Origin of the sequence: Bacillus sp. SLBN-46 (assembly GCF_031453555.1) — a bacterium.
Taxonomy (GTDB): Bacteria; Bacillota; Bacilli; order Bacillales; family Cytobacillaceae; genus Neobacillus.
This window is the reverse complement of record NZ_JAVIZM010000001.1, coordinates 4,800,271-4,825,592: the sequence shown is the minus strand read 5'-3', so window position 1 is coordinate 4,825,592 and position 25,322 is coordinate 4,800,271. Positions and strand designations below refer to the sequence as shown.

Sequence of the window (25,322 nt, the reverse complement as noted above, 5' to 3'; positions counted from 1 at the left end):
AGAATTATATATGAAAATTGCTATCGGGTCCGATCACGCTGGTTTTCCATTAAAAAAGCCGATTATGGAATTTTTAGAAATAAAGGGATATGAGGTAATAGACTTCGGAAGCTATGATCCAAATCCAGTTGACTTTCCAGATATCGCTAAAAAAATCGGTTCAGCAATAAAGGGTGGAGTGGCAGAAAGAGGAATCATGGTGTGTGGAACCGGGGTAGGAGCTGCTATTGCGTCTAATAAGATACCAGGAATTAGAGCATCAGTTTGCCATGATATTTACTCTGCCCATCAATGTGTGGAGCATGATGATGTAAATGTTATGTGCATTGGCGCTCAAATAGTGGGGGATAAATTGGCCTATGAGTTAGTTGAAGCATTCTTGACTGCAAAATTCAGTACGGAAGAGCAGTTTAGACGACGTGTTCAAAAACTGCATGAAATGGAACTTGAATACATGTACAAACACCAACTGTTAAGTGAGTAAAGAATTATTATGAATAATTTGAAGTCTAGTAAAATTCTTGTTCTGGGCAGTTATAATGTGGATATTTCATCTTCAATGGCAAAGTTTCCTCAACCTGGTGAAACTGTACTTGGATCAGGTTTTCAAAAAGGACCAGGCGGTAAAGGCTCCAATCAAGCCATTGCCGCTGCTAGGCTAGGAGGAAACGTGAGCTTCATGGGTTGCATTGGAGATGATATTTTTGGTCAGGAAGCAGTTAGGTTGTTTTCGGATGAAGGAATTGAAACTAACTATTTAATAGTAGATCCAACTCAGCCAACAGGAACGGCAGTTATATTAGTAGAGGAATCAGGAGAAAATCAAATTGTTGTAACACCAGGAGCCAATCATCAACTATTGTCAGAACATATCGATGGGAAAATTGATTTTAAAGATATCTCCTGGCTTATTTTACAAATGGAAGTGCCATTTGAATCTGTTAAAAGAGCAGTTGAATGTGCAAAGGCAGAGGGGGTTAAGGTTATAATGAATCCAGCCCCAGTTTTGAAAGAGATTGTAGAGCTCTTACCTTCTATTGATGTTCTTACTCCAAACGAAACAGAGGCACAGGTTCTTACGGGAATTTCAATCGAGACCCTCCAAGATGTTGAAAAAGCAGCAAAATGGTTTCTCCAAAAGGGAACAAAAGCCGTTTCTATGACATTGGGAAGTAAGGGTGCTTATATTGCATTTATGAATCAGAATGGTTTTGTTGGTAAACATATTCCATCCAGGAAGGTAAATGCAATTGATACTACAGGTGCAGGGGATTGCTTTAATGGCGCTTTAGCTGTAGCTCTTTCTGAAGGTAATGCATTTCAAGAATCTGTTGAATTTGCTGTAAAGGCAGCTTCTCTTTCAGTACAAAGGAAAGGAGCAGGTGTATCGATGCCCTTCAGGAGGGAAATAGACCAAGAATGAAATAATAGCCGTTTTTCAAATAAAAATTATTCATCACACTCCTAGGGGTAATGTTGACGAAGCTAATGAAGTATAATTTTTAGTATCTAAAATGCAATAAGTATGGCAGCTACCGACATTGACTAGAAAGTTATACATAGTGGAATTGAAGATATGGAGTAGGCAGAAATCGAAGACATATAACTGTTAAACTTTTTTGTGAAAAAAATCGGAGCAGTGGTGCCAAGAGAATTTGAAACAAGGGGCCAAAACGAATAAAAATTTTGCAGAATTATGTTTTTGGCTCTAATAGCATTGTCTAATTATGGTATTCAATATGGAAAATGAGTAGAAAGAGGATGCTGTCTGTATCCTCTTTTTTCACGGGATGGAAGTGAAAGATTCTGGAGTAAATGAAAAAACTAATCAAACGTTTGATTAAATAGGGTGGAATCCGGGTCAAAAGGCTTTTCTGAATAAAGTGGGCATTGGTGTCAGGGGAGTGCCCCCTTTTTTATCAACTTCAGGATAGAGTGGTGTACATGTCTCTGGGTTTTAGGGTATTATGCTTTTAAATGATTGTTTAGTGATGAAAGTTTATCAATGTCTCAGGCAAGGATAAATATAAATCGCACCTTATTATTCATTTGGAGGACAACTCTTGATTACTCTCATCAAACCACTGATTGTTAACATTACGATATTATTATCATTTACTTTTAATATGAATTTGTTTTTTCCGTTTCAATCAAAAGCTCCTCTATCACTAAAACAAAAAGTCATTTATGGGTTGGTGGGTGCCTTAGGAGCACTTTTCTGTATGATCTATCCCATTCGTACCTTAGGGGAGACGCATTTTGATCTCAGGATGGTTGCCATCATCATCCTTACTTTATATGCTGGCTGGCTACCTGGTAGCATTATTTTAGTTAGCACTTGTTTGATCCGATATTTCATTGGTGGAAAGTTTCTTTTAACGGGTATCCTAGTATGCGTTGTCGCTTTTTTATGTGCGTTAGCATTGAGGCGGCTATTTTTAAAAGCAAACTCTAGGCTGGCGGTGGGATCAATTGTCGTTGGTTGCTATCTTGTTCTTTATATTACCATTCTGTATTTTAGAGTTCGTTTTTTAGAATTACACTTTTATTTAACTTACTTTATTGCTTTTTATTTAACCACCATAGCCCTAATCTTTGTGATTGAAAGTTTGATAAAAATTAATAAGCAGTTTGATGAAATGGTGTATATGGATAAGCTGACAATGGTTGGCCAGCTTACGGCTTCGATTGCACACGAAATTCGAAATCCACTGGCAACGGTTAGAGGTTTTATTCAATTCTTAAGTACAGATACAAAGGATGAGCAATTGAAGAAATACTCGCCATTAATCCTTGAGGAATTGGATCGGACAAACAACATTATTACAAGCTATTTGAAAGTAGCAAAGCCCGAACCCGTTCAATTAACAGTTGTCTCCTTACATGATGTCTTAAGTGATTGTGTCCAACTATTGAGACCCCTTGCTTCGTATTCAAATGTCATTATCGATTATGAAAGTACACAACGATTCTATATCAATGGAGATGAACCGCATTTAAAGCAAGCGCTTATGAATGTCATCAAAAATGCAATTGAGTCCATTGTTAACCAAGGAAAGATTAAGATTGAGCTTCAAGCAGATTACATGAAGAATCAAGTGGAAGTTAGAATCGAAGACAACGGGAGAGGGATGACACCTGAGCAGTTAAAGCATATCGGCCTACCTTTTTATACAACCAAAACAAAAGGAACAGGCCTAGGCAGTATGGTAACCAACAAACTCATTCGCGAAATGAACGGCTCCATCGAGTATAAAAGTGAACTCAACAAAGGAACAACCGTTACAATCGTCTTTCCATTACGCAAATAAAAAAAGGTGCCTGTCCCCCATCGCTTTAAAGCGATGGGGGACAGGCACCTTTTTATAATATTGGCGACAGTTTGTGGAGGATGTCTTTCACCATGCAGTTTATTTCTTTGTGATTTATGTTTGTTACTAATTCGGGCCGTAGCACTTGGAAGCATTTCGCCAAGAAGTAATCATATAGAGCACGTTCTAAGGTCAGTTCCTCATCCATTAAAAACGAGGTATTGATTAGCTTATTTAAGACGGTTTCGTCCTGCATTATAAGAAGGGTAGGGTTTATTTCATTAAAGAATCCTGCCTCCATTCCATTTTGATAAAACGTATGAATGGCGGCCATTTGTTCTTTTCTCGACTGTTTCTTTTTTTCATAAAGTGACATGCAACTAATCTGAAGGTCTTTCAAAAAAATCTCAGATGAATAGGCAGCTGACAAAACGGCATGTTCGAATACCTTTTGAAGACGTTGGGAATAGGAAAGCTCTGTATTGGAAATCATTTGACCTGCTTCATAAATATAGGAAATGCAAAAATCATTTAACTCCATAAGGATGTCTTCTTTTGAAGAGAAATAGTTATACAGAGAGGCTCGACTCATGTTCATCAACTGAGCAATTTCTTGGATAGATAAAGATAAGAATCCCTGAGTCCGAATCACTTTTAGGATTTTCTTAATATGGGATTGTCTCAGCAGTAATCGATCTTCAGTTGATATTTTTCTCATAGTCCACACTCTCTTTCCATCAAGAATTATAACATAAACCAATTGGGAAATTCTTTACATCGACGCCAAGTTTTTTTAGTTTACAAAAATGAAAAAGAGGAGTAAAGTAATCCATTGTTAACACTTTAGACATTAAGTGATTATTTTGTCTAAAAAAAATCAGTAAAACACTTTAAACCCATGGAAGTTAGAGAGCTTGGGCAAGATAAGAATAGATTACATTACATTACATTCACATGAAGAGAAGAGGAGAATACACCTATGACTACAGCTACAGCATCAAGACAACTCATAAATGACTTTAACCAGATTCTTAAAGGTCGCCGGTCTATTAAAAATTATGATAAATCCGTAAAAATTAGCCGTGAGGAAATGACTGAAATCCTAACGTTAGCTACACTGGCTCCATCTTCTGTAAATATGCAGCCATGGCGCTTCCTTGTAATTGAAAGTCCTGAGGCAAAAGCTACGCTGGCACCACTTGCTAAATTCAATCAAAACCAAGTTGAAACTTCATCGGCAGTCATTGCTGTATTTGGTGATTTGAACAATTTTGAGAAAGCGGAAGAAATCTATGGTTCTGCCGTAGAAAAAGGTTATATGCCTCAAGATGTTAAGGAGCGAATCCTTACTTCTTTCGCAGGCTACTATGAGAACATTTCACGTGAGGACATGAAGGACGTGGTGTTAGTCGATGGTGGACTTGTGTCTATGCAATTAATGCTAGCAGCTCGTGCGTTTGGATATGATACTAACCCAATTGGCGGTTATGAAAAAGACCAAATTGCTGAAGCTTTTGGTTTAGATAAAGAGCGCTATGTTCCGGTTATGCTCATCTCCATTGGAAAAGCAGCAGATAGTGGGTACCCATCCGTTCGTCTCCCAGTAGATCAAGTCGCACAATGGAAGTAAGGAAAGAGACTAGATCATTGATAAATGAAAGGATGACCTAAGATGATTATTATTCATGCGACATTTCATATTAAACCAACAATGCAGGATCAATTTTTAGAAGAAATTCAACCGTTAATTGCTGCCTCAAGAGCAGAAGAGGGAAACATCTCCTACCGTCTTCAAAAGGATGTAGAAAATGAAGACATCTTTACCATGGTAGAAGTGTGGCAGGATAAAGACGCCGTAGCGAGTCACAACACAAGTGAATCGTTCACCACATTTGTTGCCAATGTGAAAAAATTCCTCACTGCACCACTAGATGTAAAAGCATTCGAAGGGCAACCACTAAAATAAAAAAAGGTGCCTGACCCCCGCCGCGTTAACGCATTACCACGCTGGGGGTCAGGCACCTTTTGTCATATTTAATCATCTTCTGTATAGGCTTCAGTAGTCGTGTCCATGCATTCCCAACATTCACATCTGTTCCTCTCAAATTTAGACAATTCCTTTCCACAAGAAATACAAACATCCATATCCATCGGCATATCTCCTTTCAAGTGAAAACTTTTATCTCTATATACCCATTTATATTCATTTGAAAGCTTGTTAGAGAACTTGTTTACAGAAAAGCAGCTAATATATTTTAAAGCTGTCTCAAATAAGCCTGTTTTAGTTGTACATATATCTACAGATATCGTTCAGTTGAAAGCAACTAGTTATAGTAACCTTTGAAAGGGATACGCTAATGAAAACAATTTTCATCTGTAAGGGGCTACTAATATGAAGGTATTATCAATGATTCAACCATGGGCAAGTCTCTTTGTACTTAGAGAGAACCAATACGAAACCAGGTCTTGGAAGACAAATTATCGTGGCCCAATGGCCATTCACACTAGTTTGAAAATTGATAAGGATGTCTGCAATCATATTGCCATTCAGAAGTTGCTTGGTAAACATGGATACACAACTGAAAAACTTCCAACTGGAAAAATTATTGCCGTTTGTGAACTCGTCAATTGTATAAAAGTAACGGAGAATAACCAAACATGGGCTGTCCTGGAGGATGGAAGAATCGTAGAAGGAAATGACTTTTTTCTCGGAGACTTTCGAGTAGGTGGATATGCGTGGGAAGTGAAAGAGATGAAATTACTGGATAAGTGGATTCCAGCCAAGGGAAAACTAGGATTATGGGAGCATCCATTTTAAGGTGCCATTTTAAGGTGCCTGACCCCCGCCGCGTTAACGCTTTAATATGCCGGGGGACAGGCACCTTTTTTGGGCCAAGTTGGAACTTATTTTGTTTTCATTCGTATAAATAGTACAAAGATTAAAGGGAGTTGTGGAATTTTGTTCTTAGCAGAACTGAAGCCTGAGGAGAAAGAGGCGTTTCTTGAACTTGCTACGCTGATATCAACCATTGATGGCAAATTATCTATATATGAACATACAGTTCTAAAAAAGTTTAAAAAGGAAGTTGGGCTTGAGGATTATCAAATAAAAGGTCAGGCAATTGAGGATGTTTTAGCAATATTTCAATCCGACCGCTCTAAAAACATCGTCTTGACAGAACTCCTGCAATTGATTTATTCAGATGGAGTATTTCATGAACATGAAAGTGAATCTGTCCGCATCATTAAGGAGTACTTCGGCTTCGATTCACACGAATTTGGAAGCTTTAAGGATTGGATTGGTAAAATTAATGAGTTATCTGGTAAAGGGCCTCATTCAGTGTAATTAACACTCTAGATAATATCCATTTAACAAACGAAACGCTCAGAGCAATAGTTCTCTCTGAGCGTTTTTTTGTATTTTTCTCGAATGAAAGCTTATACAAATCGTATATACTGCCCTTTCGCTAGGGATGCAGTGTATTAGGGCGTATCATGGTTTGCCGAGATTTGTATCTACTGTCATGGATGAGTCAGCAGGTCTCTCCCCATTCTGTAAGTCGGCAACAGTCAAGCCAAAATCCATCTGTAAATGAGGATAATCTTTAAATTGAGCCCAATCACCGCCCCATTCAAATCCTAAAGCTTTTGCCATTCCTACAACCTCAGTCCAATCGTCTTTCCCATTTTTATTTCCATCATAGTTCATATCCCACATGACATTTCCTGAAGGATCCTTTAGCGCAAAGTCAACGGCAAGACCAAAATTGTGATAAGACTCTCCTCCTTTTGCATATGTTACAATCGTTCCTTCGGTCGTGCGGCCTTGCTCATATAGCCGATCCTGGTCTTCCGCACTTCGGAAGTCATCCGTAATCACGACTCTAATTCCTTTGCTTGCGGATTGTTGGATTAATTGGTCGCTGCGTTCCTTTACAATTGGATGGAGTTCAGTAGGATAAGAAATAGACTGGTTTGTATTTGAATTGGATATGGGGTTTTCTTCTATAAATAAAAGGATGATAATAAGAGCAAAAGAAATGATAAACACTAAACTTCCTATTCGCTTTAAATTCAAAACTGTATTCCTTTCGTATTTAAAAATGTTTTCATAATTAAGACGTAAAGAACAGTCGCATTGTTTCATGTTTTTATTTACCAACTTTTGGGGTCAGTCCCCCGATGCATTAAAGCGTTGGTGGGGAACTGTATTTTTACTTAGTGATAGATGATTTAGTATACTAATTCTCAACGATTAACAGAGGGGAATGATGTCCATTTCCCGAATGAATGTAGAGATTATTTATAATGGAGAAATATATGGAGGTTGATGATAGGCTATATTGAGGAGTTACGAGAAATAATTGGAACCCGGACGCTCATTTTAGTTGGCGCTGTTGTGGGTGTAGTTGATGAGGATGGAAAAATTCTTTTGTAAAAAAGACATGAAGGCGTCTGGGGGCTTCCAGGTGGTTTGTTAGAATTAGGGGGGCTGTTGAGGATGCTGGGAGAAGGGAAGTTCTTGATGAAACAGGCGTTGAAATTGGGCAACTTAAGTTAGTGGAAGTTTTTTCGGGGGTAAGAGTCGATTGATGCTGGATTTTTTCCTTTACACGAATTACCGGACCGTACAACTCCTTTAGTTAGGAAGATGATTCAAAAATTTTCTACGATGCTCAAAAAGACCTTTCTAATAGGAAGGTCTTTTTTCATGGCTAAAAAAACTAATCAAACGTTTGATTAAATCGCTGGAAGCCATGGTACCCAAGGACAGAAAAAACTAATCAAACGTTTGATTAAGTCGCTGGAAGCCATGGTACGCAATGGCTGAAGAAACTAATCAAACGTTTGTTTAAATTGCTGGAGGGCATGGTACGCAAAAAGAATCTAAAGGACGCTGTTTTATTTGCCACCATGGGTGCAACCATATCAGTCACGAAAATGGGAGCTCAAACGGGAATGCCATATGTTGAGGAATTGGAAAAATTTTATGAACTGAATGCATCAAAACTGGTGTTATAAAAAATCTAAACGATTGTAACAAATAGAAATTCTCTTGATAGTTAATAGCTGATTCCTGCCCCCCCAATACGTTATAGCATTAATGTATCAGGGGGGCAGGCACTAAATAGAACGGTCTTGCTGAAACAAAAGTTGTTCACACACATTTCTAACTTTATTTTTGCAGTGTTGATTTCATATTGGGCAAAGGCCATTTCCATAATAGATTTCATGGAGATTTGGTAGAAGTTACCGTGCTTCTGTTTTTTTGATTTGTTTGCTTCTTAACTGTCCGCACGCAGCATCAATGTCTGTTCCATGTTCTTGGCGAATTTTACAATTAATCCCGCTCTTTTTCAACGTATCATAAAATGACAGTACCGATTCCTGTTCACTTCTTTGATATTGACTATGTTCATCGACCGGATTATATGGAATTAAGTTTACATAGACTTTCTGCCCAAGAGGACGCAGAAGTTCTGCTAGCTGCTCGGCTTCTTGCTTATGATCATTGACATCTCGCAACAGAATATATTCAATCGTAATCCGACGGTTGGTCTTATCTACATAATACTCCATCGCCTGCATCAATTTTTCAATTGGAATCGCACGGTTAATTTTCATAATACGCGTCCGAAGTTCATTATTTGGCGCATGCAAGGAAACGGCCAAATTTACCTGCAGCCCCATATCCGTGAACTCAATGAGCTCTTCCGCGAGCCCGCTGGTGGATACGGTGATCCGTCTAGCAGCAATCGCAAGCCCTTTATCATCTTTAATCACCTTGATAAAGTCTATGAGGTTTTCAAAATTATCAAAGGGTTCACCAATCCCCATCACAACCACATGACTGACGGTTTCACCTTGAACCTTTTTATCCAGGTGCAGTTGAACGTTCATAATCTGCTCGACGATTTCCCCACTGGATAAATCCCGGCTTTTCGCTAATAAACCACTCGCGCAAAAACTGCAGCCGATATTACAGCCTACTTGCGTTGTCACACAAACGGAAAGGCCATATTTTTGGCGCATTAAGACCGTTTCAATCAAGTTGCCATCCTGCAACTTGAACAAAAATTTAATCGTTCCATCGGCTGATTCTTGCTTGATATGCTCCTGTAAGGTTTGGATTGCGAAGTTTTCTGACAGCAATTGAACACAAGCTTGATTTACATCCGTCATATCCGAGAAAGCTGTTACACGCTTTCGATAAAGATATTCCCAAACTTGTTGTGCTCTTGACTTTTTATGACCGTGCTCGATAAGCCATGCTGTCAATTGATTTATAGTTAATCCATATATGGACTCTTTATTCATACGTTCCCCTCATTTCATAAAAATAAAACTTACATTTACCAATCAGATTCCTTTATATAAAGTGAATAGGCTCTATATGGAGCTGAATCAATTACAAACGATCACTTCTCGAATAAATACACTTTTTTTCGCAACCGCACGATCTATAATAGAAAACCCAGCTTTTATCAGAATTTCATCGATGGGTTCAACGGTCACCACGACTACTTTTTCTGCAATCCTTCGTGCACTTTGGAGCATTTCCAATTGTACTTCGGGGGATATCACCGAACACAAATTATAAGGCAAATCAATAATCGCTACATCATAATGACCAGTAATATCGCGAATATCTGCTAAGGTTATTTCTCCATCAAAACCAAAGTGTGCGATGTTTTCTCGAGCGCCAGGGAGAATCAACGGATTTCGGTCGCTTCCAACCATATCAATTCCCATTGAAAGTGCTTCAACTAGGACAGTTCCAATTCCGCAGCAAGGATCGATGGCCTTAATTCCTTCTGGTTTTGGGATGGCAATGTTTACGACCGCTCTAGCCACACGCGTGCTGAGCGCAGTGGAGTAGCTATTGGGTTTCTGCTGATGTCGAAACCACACCGACTCACTTTTCTTATACTCACCGAATACCCATCTGCGATTGACATTCATCACGCCAAACAATCGATCGGGATGACGAAGGTCGGCCTTACCAACGATGTGTAATCCAATTTCTCGTTCAATTGCACGTCGTTTCTCGAATCCGTCTCTTTCACTTTTTTTCTGACCGCTATTTTTCACATAAGTGACTTTAAACGTGGCCCCGCATAGTTGTAAAGTATTCACCTGTATAAAAAGATCCTCAAGGATTTCTGCTTCAAATAACAGAGTAATTCTTTCCTTAATAAAAGGGCTTCGGCTAGTGCCAATTTTTACGATGCTTTCCAAGACATGTGATTGAGGCTCCTCTCCGAATAATGAGCGCATTTCCAAAGCACACAAGGAGCGTTCATCCTCAGAATGGGCGTAAGTGTATATATAGGTCGTTCTTTTTTTGGGGGTAATATCTAATTCGTTATCATACTTTAATCTTTCTATTTCAACGTCACCTCAAGTGTTATCTGAAAAACATTATCTATTATACCAAGAAAAAACGCATTATTAAAAATTACCTATAATTGGGTGCCTGAAACCGTTTTATGTAAGTTGTATATACATGTTATAATAGTCAATATTTACATAGCGACCTTCATTAAATAACTATAGGCAATGTAGCAAAATTTAGGTTAAAGAGTGGATTATAAGATGAAAAGTATGAAGAAATGGTTTTTACATTTGAACTTGAGATATAAGCTAGTAATCTCATTCTCCAGTTTACTTATTTTATCTTTTACGATTATTGGTGGAAGTTTGTCTTGGTTATTTGTCAATTCTAATAGGAATATGTTATTGGATGCGGCTGTTGAGAACAATCGACAAATTGTCAAAAACATTGATACCGCACTACATCCATTACTTTCCTTATCAATGTATCCACTACAGGATCAACAAATTTATCAGATTATGGGAAAGGATTACTCAACGTTTAAGTATCCCTTATACGAAAGGCAACGGGATTTTTCCACTGTGAATGGTAAAATTCAAAGTGATTTCTTTTTATATAGTAAAATCATAGACTCTGCATTTATTTATCAGAGCAAGAATCACTTCATTGTAGGACGGAGTAACCTGGAGTACATGGACCACGCTTATTTTGAAAAGGAGTTCATTAAGGAGCCCTATATACAAGAGATAGTAAAAAAGGGAGGGGTATATGTTCCCGTTGGTGTTCATCCTAATAAACTCTTTTCTTACAAAGATGAGCCAGTCGTTTCTATTGGACGATCAATTGTTAATCCTTATACCAAAGAGAAGTTAGGTTTAATTATCATTAATATAGGTATCGATAAGCTAAAGAACTTGTGGAGTGATATACACTTTACGAAACATACAAAATTTTATCTAGTGGATGACCAAAAAAATATTATCTATAGCAAAAATAAAAATGAGATAGGAAGCAAGGCTACTACTATATTAGGGGAGAATTTTAAGTATATAGATGGATTTAGAAAGGAAACAAAAGAAAATAAGGACTCGTATTTAATTACGGCTACTTCCAACACATCCAAATGGAAAGCAGTAACTATTATTCCAAAAAACGAATTGTTTGATTATCTTGCCACCATGTTAAAGATCATCGTCATAACAAGCGTTGTCTTTTTATTACTAGCCGTGTTGATGTCATTTTACATAGCGACAAGCATTACAAAGCCATTATCCATTCTAGAGGGAAAAATGAGACAAGTTTCAGATGGAAATATGAATGTGAAAATGGACATTGAGCATGGTGAAATCGGTAAAATAAGCAAGACGATCGATATCATGTTAACTGAGATTCGAAGGTTAATTGGAAAAATCTATAAAGAAGAGGAAGAAAAAAGAAGCTTGGAATTAATGGCACTTCAATCTCAAATTAGACCTCATTTTATGTATAACACCATCAATGTCATAAAGTGGATGGCAAAAATTCAGGGAGCCAGCGGTATTGAAGAGGCTTTAAGTGCATTTTCTTCTGTCATTAGGCTGACAGCTAAAACAGTAAATGAACGGGTGACAATCAAAGAGGAAGTAGAATTTATTAAAAATTATACTAAGATATTGGAATTCCGATATTTTAATAAATTTGAAGTTTCATTCGAGATTGAACCTTCTGTATTGGAATATAAGACCATCAAATTTCTTCTTCAACCATTAGTTGAAAATGCTGTCTTTCATGCTTTTGATGATATTGATTATAAAGGAAAAATAAGTATTCAGATTTATGAAGATTTCCAAGACATTGTTATGAAGGTTTGTGATAATGGCAGGGGGATAACAGATGGTGATTTCGACAGTGAACTGTTGAATAAAGAAGGTAGTGACCAGTTGAATTCAATCGGGATAAGCAACATTAGAAAAAGAATTCAGTTGAATTTTGGAGAAAACTACGGATTATGGATAACCTCCCAGGAGACAGGCGGGACATTGGCCAAATTGATTGTTCCAATAATAAAGTAATCTTTTTAATAGAGGATTAGAAAAAGGTGATTTTTATGAGAATCCTAATTGTAGATGATGAACCTTTAGTACGGATCGGAATAAAGTCGTCAATTGATTGGCAGTCGTATGGAATAACTATTGTTGGCGAAGCAGGAGATGGGGAGGAAGCTATTCAGCTCATGCTGGAGCGAAATCCAGATCTTGTTTTATTGGATATAAAAATGCCTAAAAAGGATGGATTGGAAGTTTTAATAGAGATGAAAGAACGAGGAATCCATTCGAAAGTGATCATATTAAGTAGTTTTGATGACCTCGAAACGGTAAAAAAGGCAATGAAATTAGGGGCGGATGATTATTTTCATAAACCGAATATGAATGATCAGGAAATTTTGAAGGTAGTTTCCAAAATACAAGAAGAATTGTCGGTCGAACAAACAGATAAAGAAAAAAACTATGACCATGATTCAAAACCAATGGAAGCCATTATTAGAAACTTACTAATAGGAAAAGAAAAAGCAGTGAAGCAGTTGAACTTTAAAGGGAATAACATCTTAGTCGTGTTATTTAAAGTGAAAGAATATAAAAAAATCCTTGAAAGATATCGTGAAAATGACGCTGCATTATTGCAAAATTCGATTCTGAATTTGTTAAAGGAACTGTTAGTTAAGGATAAGGTAGTAGAATTTTTACAAATAGAGGATAACTTGTTTTCACTCATTTTCAGTAATAGTGACATAAAAAGCGCACAAAACACCTACACAATCATTTATGAAAAAGTACATCACATAAACCAATCATTAAAAAGATTCTTGAATATTGAAACAGTATATGGAATCAGTAAGCCAGCAGATAAGTTTAGCAATATAAAACACGCATTTAAACAGGCGAAACATGCACTCGACCATGCATTTTATACCTCGGACCAGCCAATCTTATATTTTCAAAACTTAGAAGATGTAAGTGCCGATGAGCAGGAAGAAACTTTCATTAAGAAAATGAAAAAAGAATTAAGAGAAGAAAGATTTGAGCAATTTTTTAACACAGTAAAAGAATGGGAACAGTACCTTCAAAACAAGAAGACCCTTAGTAAGGAAGAGGTCAGAAAAATATATGAAGGGTTATTGTTCATGATGGAAGAAACAGATAAATATCTAGGATATATTGATAAATTTGAACCAATCGAATCGTTTGCCGAGCTGTCAGGTTTATATCATCAGGTTTTTGAGGAAATCCTCTCAGGTAGGGGAACCTTTAAAAATAAGGGATATAGCCCCATCATTAAAATTATCCTTGAGTATCTAGAACTCAATTATCATGAATCCATTTCATTAAAGAGTTTGGGAGAAGAATTCCATGTCAGTCCCAATTACATTAGCAGATTATTTAAGAAAGAGACAGGGATAGGATTATTTGATTACCTTAATGAGATACGAATTCAAAAATCAAAAGCTCTTTTAAAAGACTATCAATATAAAATTTATGAAGTTGCAGAAATGGTGGGTTTTAAAAGCCAGGTTCATTTTGCGATTGTCTTTAATAAGTATGAAGGGATGTCTCCGAAGGATTTTAGAAAAGAGAGAGTGTGATTTAAATAAAGAAAAGTACATTTCCTTAAAGACTGTGATTTTGGCTGAATAAAGAATAGAGAGAAAGTGTTTTTTTCTTAAATTAATCATAATATGATTAATTTTTTTTTGAGAATGAAAGCGTTATTATTTCCTTATCAAATAAACACTTAGTAATAAGGAGGATATAAATGAAAAGGTTTGCAGTAACTCTATTAGTTATCTTGACATTAGTTATCTCTTTAGTAGGCTGTGGAAAAAGTGAAACTGCTTCCGGCAGCGGAAATAAATCCGGTGGGAAAACTACTATAACATTTGGATTTTGGGGTGCAGCAGAGGATTTAAAAGTATATACAAAAGCTGCTAAGGATATTTCAAAAGAATATCCCAATATTGAGCTAAAAGTAAAACAGTATCCAAGCAGTGAACAGTTTTGGAACAACCTTCCTGGTGAAATTGCAGCAGGAGTAGCACCTGATTTTATTAAAATCTCTAACGAAGGTGCGTATGAGTATATTAATAAAGGCTTATTTGCACCACTGGATGATTTAACAGCATCAGCTAAGGTAGACATGAAGCGTTACAATCAGGCTGGAGCAGATATTTGGAAAGTTGATGGAAAGCAATACGGTCTTCCATTTAACCAGATGCCTGCTATGTTCTTTATCAATACAGAAATGTGGAAGAATGCAGGACTTGGTGAATATCCAAAAACATGGGATGAAGTTGAGGCAGCTGCTAAAAAGCTTAAAACAAAAGATGTTTATGGACTTGGATTGAATCTTCATCCATTACATATTACCAACGTAACAAAAAGTTACGGCGGTGACTGGGGTAATGGGAAAACAATCAATTCTCCTGAAAATATTGAAGGCTTACAAAAAGTCTTGGATTTGTACAAAAAAGGTTTAGCGGTAACGCCGAAAACACTAGGATATGGCTGGGACGGTGAAGTATTCGCTAACGGTAAAGCAGCAATGACAACTGGCGGTAACTGGTATAAAGGGTATTTAAAAGATGCAAATCCTAACTTGAAATATACTGTTATCCCTATTCCTAAAGGGACTGTAAATGCAAGTACGATGATTTCTGATGCATATGTAGTATTAAAAGATACAAAGCATAAAAAAGAAGCACTCCAGGCTGCTTACTATTTAACAAACGAAAACGTTCAGAAAGATTTCATGAAGACTGGTGTTAACCCATCTATTCCTAGCTTGTCTGCCCAATACTTTGAAGAAAATCCCGAGTTTAAGGAAGTTCAAAAAGCGATTGAGTATAGCACAGACTTCGGTTATCCAAAGGAAACTAAGAAATTCAATGACGAATTGATTAAGCAGCTTGAGGATGTTATTTTAGGCGGTAATGATAAATCTGCTAAAGAAATACTTGATAGTATACAAAAACAATTTTAGTCATATTGAGTTCCCGATTCCACACTGGCATCGGGAATACTTTTATCATCCATACAAGAGGATGTTACTGAAAGTTATAGGAGGATTAAGATGGCTAACAATACAAGTAGTAGTGTAGGAGTAAACATCAGTGGACATATAAACAGCAAAGAAAAGATAAAAAAGTCATGGTTCCGCACTGCAGCTGATTCAGATCAATTTGTTGGATGGGTGTTCACACTGCCGTTTTTAGTGCTATGGGGATGGTGGTTTTTCTATCCGTTTATTGAGTCTTTTATCAGAAGTTTTCAGGATGTGAATTTTGCAGCTCTTAATGAGGCGAAATTTATCGGATTTGGAAATTATATTAAGATTTTAAACGATCCTGAATTTTATCGAGCCGTTTTAAACTCTTTGAAGATTGTTGTTGTAGCTGTTCCAGTACAAACGGTTCTTGGACTATTAATGGCTTTACTTGTGAATCAGAAAATTAAAGGAAAGGGTCTTTTCAGGACTGTCTTCTTTATCCCGTATATTACTTCTCAAATTGCGATTACAACAGTGTTTATGATGCTTTTTAAAGAAGGAACATTTGTAACAAAGTTTTTCTCTATCTTTGGATTTGGTAATACCACCTGGTTCGCAGATACACATTATGCATTGTTATTTGTCTGTATATTATTTATTTTCCAACAGGCTGGATTTAGTATGATTGTGTATTTGTCTGCACTTCAGGAGGTTTCGAAAGAATTATATGAAGCAAGTGAAATGGACGGAGCTTCTAAATGGAATCAATTCCGGTACATTACCGTACCATCATTAAAACCTATCACCTTTTTTGTTGTCTCCGTTTCTACTATTCTAGGATTCCAGATATACGACCAAATCGCAGCGATTTCGAGGTATGGTGCATTAGGATCGCCAGCAGGAGCAACTAGTACGGTTGTTACTTACTTTTATCAGCATGGTATTCGCTATATGAATATTGGATACGGATCCGCAGCTGTTATCTTATTCTTCTTCATTATTATGTTTGTTACGTTCCTGCAAAAAAAATTCCTGGATGAAAAGGAGTGACATCATTGGAGTCAAGAGCTAGATTCTTTAAACTGAGTAATTACACGATCATTATCATACTAGGACTCTTTTTTATCTTGCCATTCTTATATACAATCTACACTTCGTTCTTGAAGATGGAAGACGTTAATAAAGTGGTCGGAGTCGGACGCTGGACTATAGATAATTACAAAACCTTCTTTACAAACGATGCTTATAATGTGCCCAAGTGGCTGCTTAATACGTTCATCATGACAGGTGTGGTTATCATCGGTAACCTGATTATTAATCCAATGGCGGCCTTTGCTCTAGCAAAGTTAAATTTCAAAGGAAAAAAGGCAATCGAATGGATTGTCGTTGCTACGATGATGATTCCGTATCATATGATTTTAATCCCTGTATATGTAAATATGGCAAAAATCGGCTGGTTAAACACCTTTTTAGCGTTAACGGTTCCCTTTTTATACCAAAGCCTATATATCTTTATGCTTAGACAGTTTTTTAGAAGTGTGCCGAACGAGTTAATTGAGGCAGCTAGAATTGATGGTTTAACGAAAATGGGGGCTTTTTGGAAAATTGTCTATCCATTAGCCAAGCCATCTCTGATTACCATGTCCATTCTTGCGTTTGCGGGCACATGGAACAGTTATCTTATTCCAAGTACCTTAGCGAATGTCCCTGAAAAATATGTATTAGTGGTTGGATTAAATAGTGTGAAAGATATGGCTTTTGAAAATACACCATTAATAATGGCTGGAGTTGTTCTATCCACGTTACCGATTTTAATCTTTTTCTTTATCTTCCAAAGACAATATATTGAAGGTATATCAAACTCTGGGATTAAAGGTTAATTTCGATGAATTGAATTTTCCCCTATTCGAAAAAATTTTTTAATAAAGAGGTAGAGAAAATATGGATTATCAAGTGATCAAAGAAGGCGACTTTTTTGTCCTTACCGATAAAAACGGCGATATTACAGTAAGCAATGAAAGTGGCCATGGTTTATATACGAAGGATACCCGCTTTTTAAGCCGAATGGAAATTTATATTGATGGAGAAAAGCCTTCGCTGCTCTCATCATCAGCAGATAAAAGCTATGTGGCAACCTTCAGATTAATGAAGGAAAAAAAAGATGACGGTGCGATCGAGATTGTAAGAGACCGTTTGATTTATGATGGTGTGCTGTACGAGAAGCTTTCCTTTACTAATTTCTTCCCGCGTACCACAACCTTTGATTTCTCAATGGCTTTTGATGCGGATTTCCAGGATATGTTTATTGTCCGAAAGTACCGTACTGGGAATGTAGGCGAAATTTTCAGTAAAGAAGTGGATGAGCAGGCTTGGTCTATCCGATATCATGGGGCTGACGAGGTACTAAGAGAGACGGAAATTCATTGGAATAAAAAAGATGCACAAATAGATAGTGATGGAAATATTCATTTTTCGTTCACCTTGGAACCAAAGGAACAAGAGAGTATATGCTTTTTCATCGTTCCAATTATCGATGGGACATCTGGCGCGGTCCTGTCCTACGAAGAGGCCTATCTACAGCTAGAAAGTTCATATCAAAAATGGTACGAGGAAACTACAAAGGTAACGACGAACTCCCCTGTTTTCAACGAATTGTACCAGCGTGGAAGCCAGGATTTACGGATGTTAATGACGGATGTTGGCTATGGTGAAACACCAGTAGCAGGACTGCCTTGGTTTGCGGTTCCTTTTGGCCGGGACAGTCTTATTACATCATTATTTATGCTTCCGCTAAATTCGGAAAAAGTAAAAGGTACCTTGAGAACATTAGCAGCCTATCAAGGATCTAGTACAGACATTTGGAGGGATGAGCAGCCTGGTAAAATCATGCATGAAATAAGATATGGGGAGCTCGTGAATACTAATCAGTCACCCTTTGCTCCTTATTATGGATCTGTCGATGCTACCCCATTATTCCTTGTATTGGCGGGAGAATATTACCGCTGGACGGGTGACTTGTCACTTATTAAGGAATTAATGCCAAACATTTTACTTGCCTTGGAATGTATGGATGATGTGATGAAAGAGTCTGGCTTCTTAACTTACCATCAAGAGGCGGAGAAGGGCTTCCCTAATCAGGGTTGGAAGGATTCAAGCAATTCTGTTGTTCATCAAACAGGTGAATATGCGAAGTCACCGATTGCCTTAGCAGAAGTTCAAGGGTATGTATATCAAGCCAAAAATGGTCTTTCACCTATTTTTAGTTTATTGGGTGAAGAAAGCCTAGCGGAAAAATTAGCACGAGAAGCAGAGGAATTAAAAAGTGCATTTGAGAATGCCTTCTGGATGGAAGAAGAGCAATATTACGCCATTGCCTTAGATAGAGCTCAACAACAGGTAAAATCCGTAACATCTAATCCGGGTCATCTTTTGTTTTCTGGTCTTCCAAGTTCTTTTCGAACAGATAAAATTACGGGGAGATTACTTTCAAGCGATATGTTTAGCGGATACGGTATCCGGACGATGAGTACGGAAGCAACTGGTTATTATCCAATGAGCTATCATAATGGAAGCATATGGCCGCATGATAATGCGATGATTCTGCTGGGATTAAGCCGCTTAGGCTATCAGGCTGAATCCAGCATGGTGATTACCGGCTTATTAGAGGCTTCTAAGTCATTTGAATATCAGCGGTTACCTGAACTTTTTTGCGGGAATGAATCAGAGTTGGGATCCCCTGTTCCATATCCTTCAACTTGTTCACCGCAAGCGTGGTCAGCAGGAACCTCCATTGTATTATTACAAGCAATGCTTGGGATTACCCCAAATGCATTAGAAAAGGAAATTACCTTAGCTCCAGTGTTACCGGATCTTATAGATGAACTATTAGTTGAAAATATACATATTGGAGCCGGCTTTCTCTCATTAAAAGTATTCCGCAATAAAGAGAAACAGAATCTGTTTGCCGTAGACACTCTTCAAAATACTACCGGTTTTGCTGTCAATTATACTGCCAGCCAATACCTCGCTCGGGTTTAAGAAGGAATAGTTTCAATTATAAAAAAGTAAAGGAATGAAAGAAATGAAAAAAACCTGGTGGAAAGAATCGGTGGTTTATCAGGTATATTGGAGAAGTTTTTACGATACGGATGGGGACGGTTATGGGGATTTAGAAGGTGTGATCCAAAAGCTAGACTATATTCAACATTTGGGTGTAGATGTGATTTGGCTAAATCCTTGTTATGATTCCCCGGATGTTGATAACGGGTATGATATATCTGATTATCAGTCTGTCATGTCGAAAGCTGGATCGATGGAAACCTTTGATCGACTTCTTCAGGAAGTGCATAACAGAGGGATGAAACTAATCATGGATCTAGTCGTGAACCATACTTCAGATCAACATCCATGGTTTAAAGAATCACGGTCGTCCATAGATAATCCAAAAAGAGATTACTATATTTGGCGAAAGGAACCAAATAATTGGCGTTCTTACTTTACCCCGTCTACATGGGAATTTGACGAAAAGACAGGAGAGTATTATTTTCACTCTTTTGCTGTTCAACAGCCAGATTTGAATTGGGAGAACCCAATGGTTCGTAAAGAAGTGTATTCATTCATGAAGTTTTGGCTGGATAAAGGTATTGATGGATTTCGAATGGATGTTATTAACCTCCTTGCCAAACAAACAGGATTCCCTAATGCGGAAAACCCGGAGGATATTTCTTACTTAGGCAATAACCCTGGCATTCATGAATATCTTAAGGAAATGCATGAGGTAGTATTGCAACATTATGATATTTTTACGGTTGGTGAAATCCCTTTTGTTACCCCTGAGGATGGTCTTTTGTATGTAGGCGAAGATCGACGTGAACTTCACACCTTATTCCATTTTGAAGTCTGCGATTATATGTCTCATTGGGATATGCAGCGGTTTAAAGAAATCCAAAGACGTTGGTATAAGGGAATGTGGGGCAAAGGATGGAAAACTCACAATTTTTAAATAATCATGACCACACACGCTTAGTAACACGGTTTGGAAATGATAATATCTATAGAGTAGAGTCAGCTAAGTGTTTTGCTGTCCTGTTACACACGCTGCCTGGAATGCCCTACATTTACCAGGGAGAAGAAATTGGTATGACTGGGGTCCGATTTAACTCCATAGAAGATTATCATGATATTGCCATGAAGAATAAATATAAAGAGGAAGTGGGGAAAGGGCGGGACCCTGAGGAAGTGTTTGAGAGTTTGCTTCATCTTTCACGTGATAATTCGCGTACACCTGTCCAATGGGATGATTCGGTAAATGGTGGTTTTACTGAAGGTACACCATGGATAAAAGTAAATCCGAATTATAAGGAAATAAACATAGCTCAAGCACTTGCTGACCCTGATTCTGTTTTTTATTTTTACAAAAAGCTGATCCAGCTTAGAAAAGAAAATGAAGTAATGGTATATGGTGATTTTCAAGAAATCTTAGAGGACCATGAGCAAATCTATTCTTTCATTCGTGAATGGGATAAGGAGAGGTGGCTGGTAGTATTGAATATCTCGGAACAGCAAGTAGAAGTGAAACTGCCGGAATTCGTTTCTGTCTTAGAAAAGAAAATTATTATCACCAATTATAAGGATCAATCAGATTCTTCTGAAGAACTGAATATGAGACCATATCAGGCAATAGTATATAAAATTTTATAATTGAGTAAATTTATCCGTGTACAAGATAACTTGAGACGGGGATTCTTGAGCAGTGTTAGTTCGTATAAGTTAAAAGTCCACCAAAAGGTTATTTTAGGTGGACTTTTTCACATTTCTCTCTAAAATTACAGCTATAGCATCTTTTAGATTGCTTCATCTCAAACTGCTCTTTACCAAGCGGCTTATTCTTAACAGGATCCTCTAAGTAGTTCAACATATGATAGATGCTATCATGCATCAGCTGTTGAGCCGACTCGATTTCAAACGGAGTCAATTGATACTCCTGGCACTTACCGGATAACAAATATTCATTACGCAATACAATATCTTCGACTGGTATTTTGTGTTCTCTTGAAAGGAAGAGGGCATAAAACGCCAGCTGTTTCCTATCATCCTCTGACTCTTTCCCCGTCTTCCAATCGACCACAATCCATTTCTCCTGACTCACATCTTTGTACACAAAGTCCAACACCACGAATACATCCACACCATTGACTTCAAACGTTTGAAAATCCTCGGAATGTAATACATGCATTTCTACCTTTGTTAGGATATCTTGATAGGTTTTACTCGTGAAGAAATTTTTCACGCACAACTCTAGCTTGATTTTGGCAGCACTAATTTCCTCCGGGCTAAGGCCCTCTCCATAATATATTTCATGGAGCATTTGGTGCCGCTTTGGCTTCTGAAACCAATGCTGACGATACTTAGTGGAATCAAGATAGGCCCTGTTAAGATTCTGCGTAACCATCCCCATCAGCTCATTTTCAGTTAATAAACCTTTGTCATTTAGGAAGTTCTTCAACTGCCGATCAATGACTTTATGGATTTCATCCCCCAAAAGGATAGGGATATTTTTAATATTTTTCAAACGATACGCTGCCTTGTTTTCTTCTGGGGACTCATACAGCCAGCCATTATGAGATTCATAATATTGATGATAATACTTTCGCGCACACTCTAAAAAGGTCTTATGCCTTGAATTCGACCACGAAAAGTCAGGAAAGTCACGATGAACGTACATGGAATGCTCCTTCATTAAAGCTATTATCTATAATAGAATTGTATTTTCTGAAGGCACTGAAAAGCAAATGGAATGTTTTGGAGAAGGAAGAGGCACTAGTTCTTTTGATTAGAGCCTAGCTGTTAAAAGGATTCCGTATTTCAGAAAAAGTTAATATTTTGTAGGTATTTTTCATTTAAGTGCAGAACTAGTCATATATAAAAATAAATAAGTCATGGTGATGAAACATGAGAATCGGACAGTTCGGAAAAGTGAATGAAATAAGTATAGATGCGATTAGACACTATATGGATTTGGGGTTAATCGTGCCTGAAAAGCAAGGAGGACATTATTATTTTGATGAGAACTGTCAAAATGACTTGGAGCTTATTCTAGAATTAAAAGGGATGGGCTTTCAGTTAAACGAAATTAAGATGATTTTTCACTATAAGAACCTTGGGAAGTTTACCGATTATGAAAGAGATGCCTTTTATCAATCTCTATTCATGGATAAACATGAGAAGCTAGAATATGAAATAAAGAGTTTAAAAGACATGCAAGATAGGCTTCAACAAAAATTAGACCAGTTAACCACTCCTTCTTCAGAGTCATGCCATACGATAGGGATTGATTTAAGCCTACTCGACATTTTCAGATGTAATAAATGTGCTAAGTCGCTCACTCTTCAGGACGGGATCATCAGGAACAATCAGATTGATGAAGGCAAACTGACCTGTCACTGTGACCAAGTGTACCTTATTGAATCGGGAATCTTAAGAGTAGGTCAAACAGGTCAAACAATCGTCTCAAACGATCAAGTTTCGCATTTAAATAATATTCCAGAGTATATTCAGGAAACGGATCCGCTTTATTTAGAAAATATGAACAAAGGGCTGCACTGGTCAAAAAGGAAACTTGGTCAAATTGATTTACACAAAAAAGTTATACTCGAATTAGGGTCTGGATTCGGTTTTTTTCTACGGAATATGTATCAAGAATTACCGGATGATTGCCTGTACATTGCTGTTGATCACAATCTAGAGAGGCACCAGTTTCTAAAAAGCTTACTAGAAAGAACCGGTTCTAAACGAAATTTACTTTTTATTTGCGGAGACTTTCTAGACATACCAATATCCAAACAAACGGTTGATATCGTTATCGATCATTCAGGCACTAGCAATTACAGTTTTGAACATGAAGCGTTTTTACTTCGTGAAGTGGATTCTCTAATTAAATTAGATGGATATTTATTGGGGTCCTATTTAGCTTTTAAAAATTTCAGCCATAAAAGTAAAATTGAAGCCAACTATCGTGACAATTTTACAGACAGTAAAATTAAGCAAAATATTAGGAAGCTAGGGTATATCCCCATTGAGGAGCGGACTTCTGAATCCATCGAGAAAGGAGGAAAGTACGAAGATTTTTTTGTCCAAGGAGAAGAAATATTTAGTTATTCATTTTTCGGCAAAAGGTAGGGTTAACCCTATCTTTTTTACTTTTTTTATAAAATTTCCTTCATAAAGGCTATTGATGTAGGGTTCACTCCACCACTTACACTTTATTTATAAAAGGTAATGGAGGCAGATACTTGATGATTATTTTACCGTTCAGTGTTAATGGAGGAAGGAACCGAACAGAAATAAAAAATGTATTTCTCTATTCTACAGGGAAGACCATATCAATATTTGGTACAGCGATTTATCAATTTGCGTTAGGACTCTATGTGTTGAAATTGACGGGTTCGTCGCTCAGTTTTGCAACTACCCTCATTTTGGGGATCATTCCGATGATTATAATCAATCCTTTTGCAGGAGTTATTGCTGATAAATTTAACAAGAAAAAATTAATCGTATCAATGGATTTGTTAAACGGAGTGTTGTTAGTTGTGGTTTTTATCTTAAGTGGAATAGTTGGATTTAAACTTTGGCTCATTTATGTTACGACCATCCTGATGACAGTGTTTAGCACTTTTTTTGGAGTTGGAATGGAATCGGCAAAGCCAAATATTGTATCTAAAAGTATGCTGATGAATATCAATTCCATTAGTAAAATCATTGATTCAGTATCCTCCATAATGGGACCGATTTTAGGAGGAGTAGTCTTTGCCATTTTTGATATTAGATCTTTTCTTATCTTTAATGGGATCACCTTCATCTTATCTGGAATATCGATGATGTTAATTAATTTCAAACAGTTCCAACAACAATCCAATGTTGAACCGCCAAAAGAACCAAGAATGGAGATAAATTTTTTTAAGGAAATAAAGGAAGGGTTTTATTATGTATTGGAAAGAAAGAACATCATGAATTTGTTTGTCCTTTTAATTTCTTTAAATTTCTTTCTTGGCTTTACTGTGACGGTTCCAATTCCCTATATCGTAAATACGGTACTGAAACTTGGAACAGGGAATTTCGGTATTATTCAAGGCTCTTTTCCAGTAGGAATGATTGTAGGAGCTCTAATGGTAAAAAAACTTACAAAGAAGATTCCTTATTCCTCGCTCATACGATATTTGAGTGTTTCATTATCGATTTTAATAATCATCACAGGACTACCAGTCATTTTAGAAAAATGGCCATTTACTTTACTTTTTTTCGTCATTTTTTACAGTATTGTCATGTTTTTTATTGGTGCGATCGTGGCTCTAATTGACATACCTTTTTCATATATCATGCAAAATGAGATTCCAGATAAATATAGGGGCCGAGTACTAAGCATTGGCATTAGTATTGGAAAGACCATGCTTCCAGTGGCTCTAGTAATCTCAGGAGTGCTTTTAACTCTTATACCATCGTATATAATTCAAATTCTAGGTGGGGTATTGTTTCTTCTTTTTAATATGCGATCTACGACTAAGAGCGAAATTAAATTGAATAGAGTATCTATAGATACGGAATTTTAATAATTAGCTGTTGTTGACCTATCTTACGTAAATGAGATAGGTCTTTTTTGT

21 protein-coding genes and 2 pseudogenes are annotated in these 25,322 nt (G+C 37.1%); 18 read left to right on the top strand and 5 right to left on the bottom strand.

Going from position 1 to position 25,322, the window contains the following annotated elements; all coding sequences use genetic code 11:
• The first annotated feature begins 10 nt into the window (after window positions 1-10).
• From rpiB to QFZ87_RS24555, 3 genes are all read left to right on the top strand, one after another.
• Entirely contained in the window at window positions 11-484 is a 474-nt protein-coding gene (gene rpiB / locus QFZ87_RS24565) for a ribose 5-phosphate isomerase B (protein ID WP_309867448.1), read from the top strand.
• A 9-nt stretch (window positions 485-493) separates the two neighbouring features.
• Window positions 494-1,423: a ribokinase gene (gene rbsK, locus QFZ87_RS24560; RefSeq protein WP_309867446.1), complete on the top strand. Its 930-nt coding sequence runs from the start codon at window positions 494-496 to the stop codon at window positions 1,421-1,423.
• A gap of 640 nt (window positions 1,424-2,063) precedes the next feature.
• Window positions 2,064-3,311, top strand: coding sequence for an ATP-binding protein (locus QFZ87_RS24555; protein WP_309867444.1), 1,248 nt, complete (start codon window positions 2,064-2,066; stop codon window positions 3,309-3,311).
• Between the two features lie 52 nt (window positions 3,312-3,363).
• Here the strand turns inward: QFZ87_RS24555 and QFZ87_RS24550 are convergent, their stop codons facing one another.
• Window positions 3,364-4,029: a TetR/AcrR family transcriptional regulator gene (locus QFZ87_RS24550; RefSeq protein ID WP_309867442.1), complete on the bottom strand. Its 666-nt coding sequence runs from the start codon at window positions 4,027-4,029 to the stop codon at window positions 3,364-3,366.
• Between the two features lie 261 nt (window positions 4,030-4,290).
• Here QFZ87_RS24550 and QFZ87_RS24545 point away from each other — a divergent pair, with 261 nt between their 5' ends.
• The 4 genes from QFZ87_RS24545 (at window position 4,291) to QFZ87_RS24530 (ending at window position 6,657) form a co-directional block, all read left to right on the top strand.
• Window positions 4,291-4,941, top strand: a complete 651-nt coding sequence (locus QFZ87_RS24545; RefSeq protein WP_309867440.1) for a nitroreductase family protein — start codon at window positions 4,291-4,293, stop codon at window positions 4,939-4,941.
• Between the two features lie 42 nt (window positions 4,942-4,983).
• The gene (locus QFZ87_RS24540) at window positions 4,984-5,277 is read left to right on the top strand and encodes a putative quinol monooxygenase (protein ID WP_309867438.1); all 294 of its coding nucleotides are present in this window, start codon (window positions 4,984-4,986) and stop codon (window positions 5,275-5,277) included.
• A gap of 426 nt (window positions 5,278-5,703) precedes the next feature.
• A complete protein-coding gene (locus tag QFZ87_RS24535; RefSeq protein WP_309867436.1) occupies window positions 5,704-6,129 on the top strand; it encodes an ASCH domain-containing protein in 426 nt (141 codons plus the stop codon).
• 141 nt (window positions 6,130-6,270) lie between these two features.
• Window positions 6,271-6,657 (top strand): tellurite resistance TerB family protein, encoded by a 387-nt coding sequence (locus QFZ87_RS24530; protein ID WP_309867433.1) that lies wholly within the window; start codon window positions 6,271-6,273, stop codon window positions 6,655-6,657.
• A gap of 147 nt (window positions 6,658-6,804) precedes the next feature.
• Here QFZ87_RS24530 and QFZ87_RS24525 read toward each other — a convergent pair whose 3' ends face one another.
• The gene (locus QFZ87_RS24525; RefSeq protein ID WP_396133948.1) at window positions 6,805-7,362 is read right to left on the bottom strand and encodes a M15 family metallopeptidase; all 558 of its coding nucleotides are present in this window, start codon (window positions 7,360-7,362) and stop codon (window positions 6,805-6,807) included.
• A gap of 282 nt (window positions 7,363-7,644) precedes the next feature.
• On the opposite strand from QFZ87_RS24525, the pseudogene QFZ87_RS24995 reads away from it, so the two are divergent.
• Window positions 7,645-7,889 (top strand): annotated as a pseudogene (locus QFZ87_RS24995) (NUDIX domain-containing protein); the annotation flags it as partial.
• A gap of 291 nt (window positions 7,890-8,180) precedes the next feature.
• Window positions 8,181-8,333: a hypothetical protein gene (locus QFZ87_RS24515; protein WP_309867432.1), complete on the top strand. Its 153-nt coding sequence runs from the start codon at window positions 8,181-8,183 to the stop codon at window positions 8,331-8,333.
• A gap of 228 nt (window positions 8,334-8,561) precedes the next feature.
• Here QFZ87_RS24515 and rlmN read toward each other — a convergent pair whose 3' ends face one another.
• Both rlmN and QFZ87_RS24505 read right to left on the bottom strand, forming a co-directional pair.
• On the bottom strand, window positions 8,562-9,629 hold the full coding sequence (rlmN, locus tag QFZ87_RS24510) for a dual-specificity RNA methyltransferase RlmN (protein WP_309867430.1): 1,068 nt from the start codon (window positions 9,627-9,629) through the stop codon (window positions 8,562-8,564).
• 87 nt (window positions 9,630-9,716) lie between these two features.
• On the bottom strand, window positions 9,717-10,595 hold the full coding sequence (locus tag QFZ87_RS24505; protein WP_309868103.1) for a TRM11 family SAM-dependent methyltransferase: 879 nt from the start codon (window positions 10,593-10,595) through the stop codon (window positions 9,717-9,719).
• A gap of 348 nt (window positions 10,596-10,943) precedes the next feature.
• Between QFZ87_RS24505 and QFZ87_RS24500 the strand changes: the two genes are divergently transcribed.
• The 7 genes and pseudogenes from QFZ87_RS24500 to QFZ87_RS24470 all read left to right on the top strand — a co-directional run bounded on the left by QFZ87_RS24500 (window position 10,944) and on the right by QFZ87_RS24470 (window position 21,366).
• Window positions 10,944-12,698: a sensor histidine kinase gene (locus QFZ87_RS24500; RefSeq protein WP_309867428.1), complete on the top strand. Its 1,755-nt coding sequence runs from the start codon at window positions 10,944-10,946 to the stop codon at window positions 12,696-12,698.
• Between the two features lie 35 nt (window positions 12,699-12,733).
• The gene (locus QFZ87_RS24495) at window positions 12,734-14,266 is read left to right on the top strand and encodes a response regulator (RefSeq protein WP_309867426.1); all 1,533 of its coding nucleotides are present in this window, start codon (window positions 12,734-12,736) and stop codon (window positions 14,264-14,266) included.
• Between the two features lie 170 nt (window positions 14,267-14,436).
• On the top strand, window positions 14,437-15,660 hold the full coding sequence (locus QFZ87_RS24490; RefSeq protein WP_309867424.1) for an ABC transporter substrate-binding protein: 1,224 nt from the start codon (window positions 14,437-14,439) through the stop codon (window positions 15,658-15,660).
• Window positions 15,661-15,750: 90 nt separating this feature from the next.
• Window positions 15,751-16,716, top strand: a complete 966-nt coding sequence (locus QFZ87_RS24485; protein ID WP_309867421.1) for a carbohydrate ABC transporter permease — start codon at window positions 15,751-15,753, stop codon at window positions 16,714-16,716.
• 5 nt (window positions 16,717-16,721) lie between these two features.
• The gene (locus tag QFZ87_RS24480; protein ID WP_309867418.1) at window positions 16,722-17,546 is read left to right on the top strand and encodes a carbohydrate ABC transporter permease; all 825 of its coding nucleotides are present in this window, start codon (window positions 16,722-16,724) and stop codon (window positions 17,544-17,546) included.
• Window positions 17,547-17,607: 61 nt separating this feature from the next.
• Complete coding sequence (locus QFZ87_RS24475; protein WP_309867416.1) at window positions 17,608-19,704, top strand: amylo-alpha-1,6-glucosidase; 2,097 nt, start codon at window positions 17,608-17,610, stop codon at window positions 19,702-19,704.
• Window positions 19,705-19,747: 43 nt separating this feature from the next.
• Window positions 19,748-21,366 (top strand): annotated as a pseudogene (locus QFZ87_RS24470) (glycoside hydrolase family 13 protein).
• A gap of 88 nt (window positions 21,367-21,454) precedes the next feature.
• Here the strand turns inward: QFZ87_RS24470 and QFZ87_RS24465 are convergent.
• A complete protein-coding gene (locus QFZ87_RS24465) occupies window positions 21,455-22,390 on the bottom strand; it encodes a PD-(D/E)XK nuclease family protein (RefSeq protein ID WP_309867413.1) in 936 nt (311 codons plus the stop codon).
• Window positions 22,391-22,617: 227 nt separating this feature from the next.
• On the opposite strand from QFZ87_RS24465, the gene QFZ87_RS24460 reads away from it, so the two are divergent.
• Together QFZ87_RS24460 and QFZ87_RS24455 are read left to right on the top strand one after the other, a co-directional pair.
• Entirely contained in the window at window positions 22,618-23,844 is a 1,227-nt protein-coding gene (locus QFZ87_RS24460) for a methyltransferase domain-containing protein (protein WP_309867411.1), read from the top strand.
• Window positions 23,845-23,960: 116 nt separating this feature from the next.
• Window positions 23,961-25,271, top strand: coding sequence for an MFS transporter (locus QFZ87_RS24455; RefSeq protein ID WP_309868101.1), 1,311 nt, complete (start codon window positions 23,961-23,963; stop codon window positions 25,269-25,271).
• The last annotated feature ends 51 nt before the right edge of the window (window positions 25,272-25,322 follow it).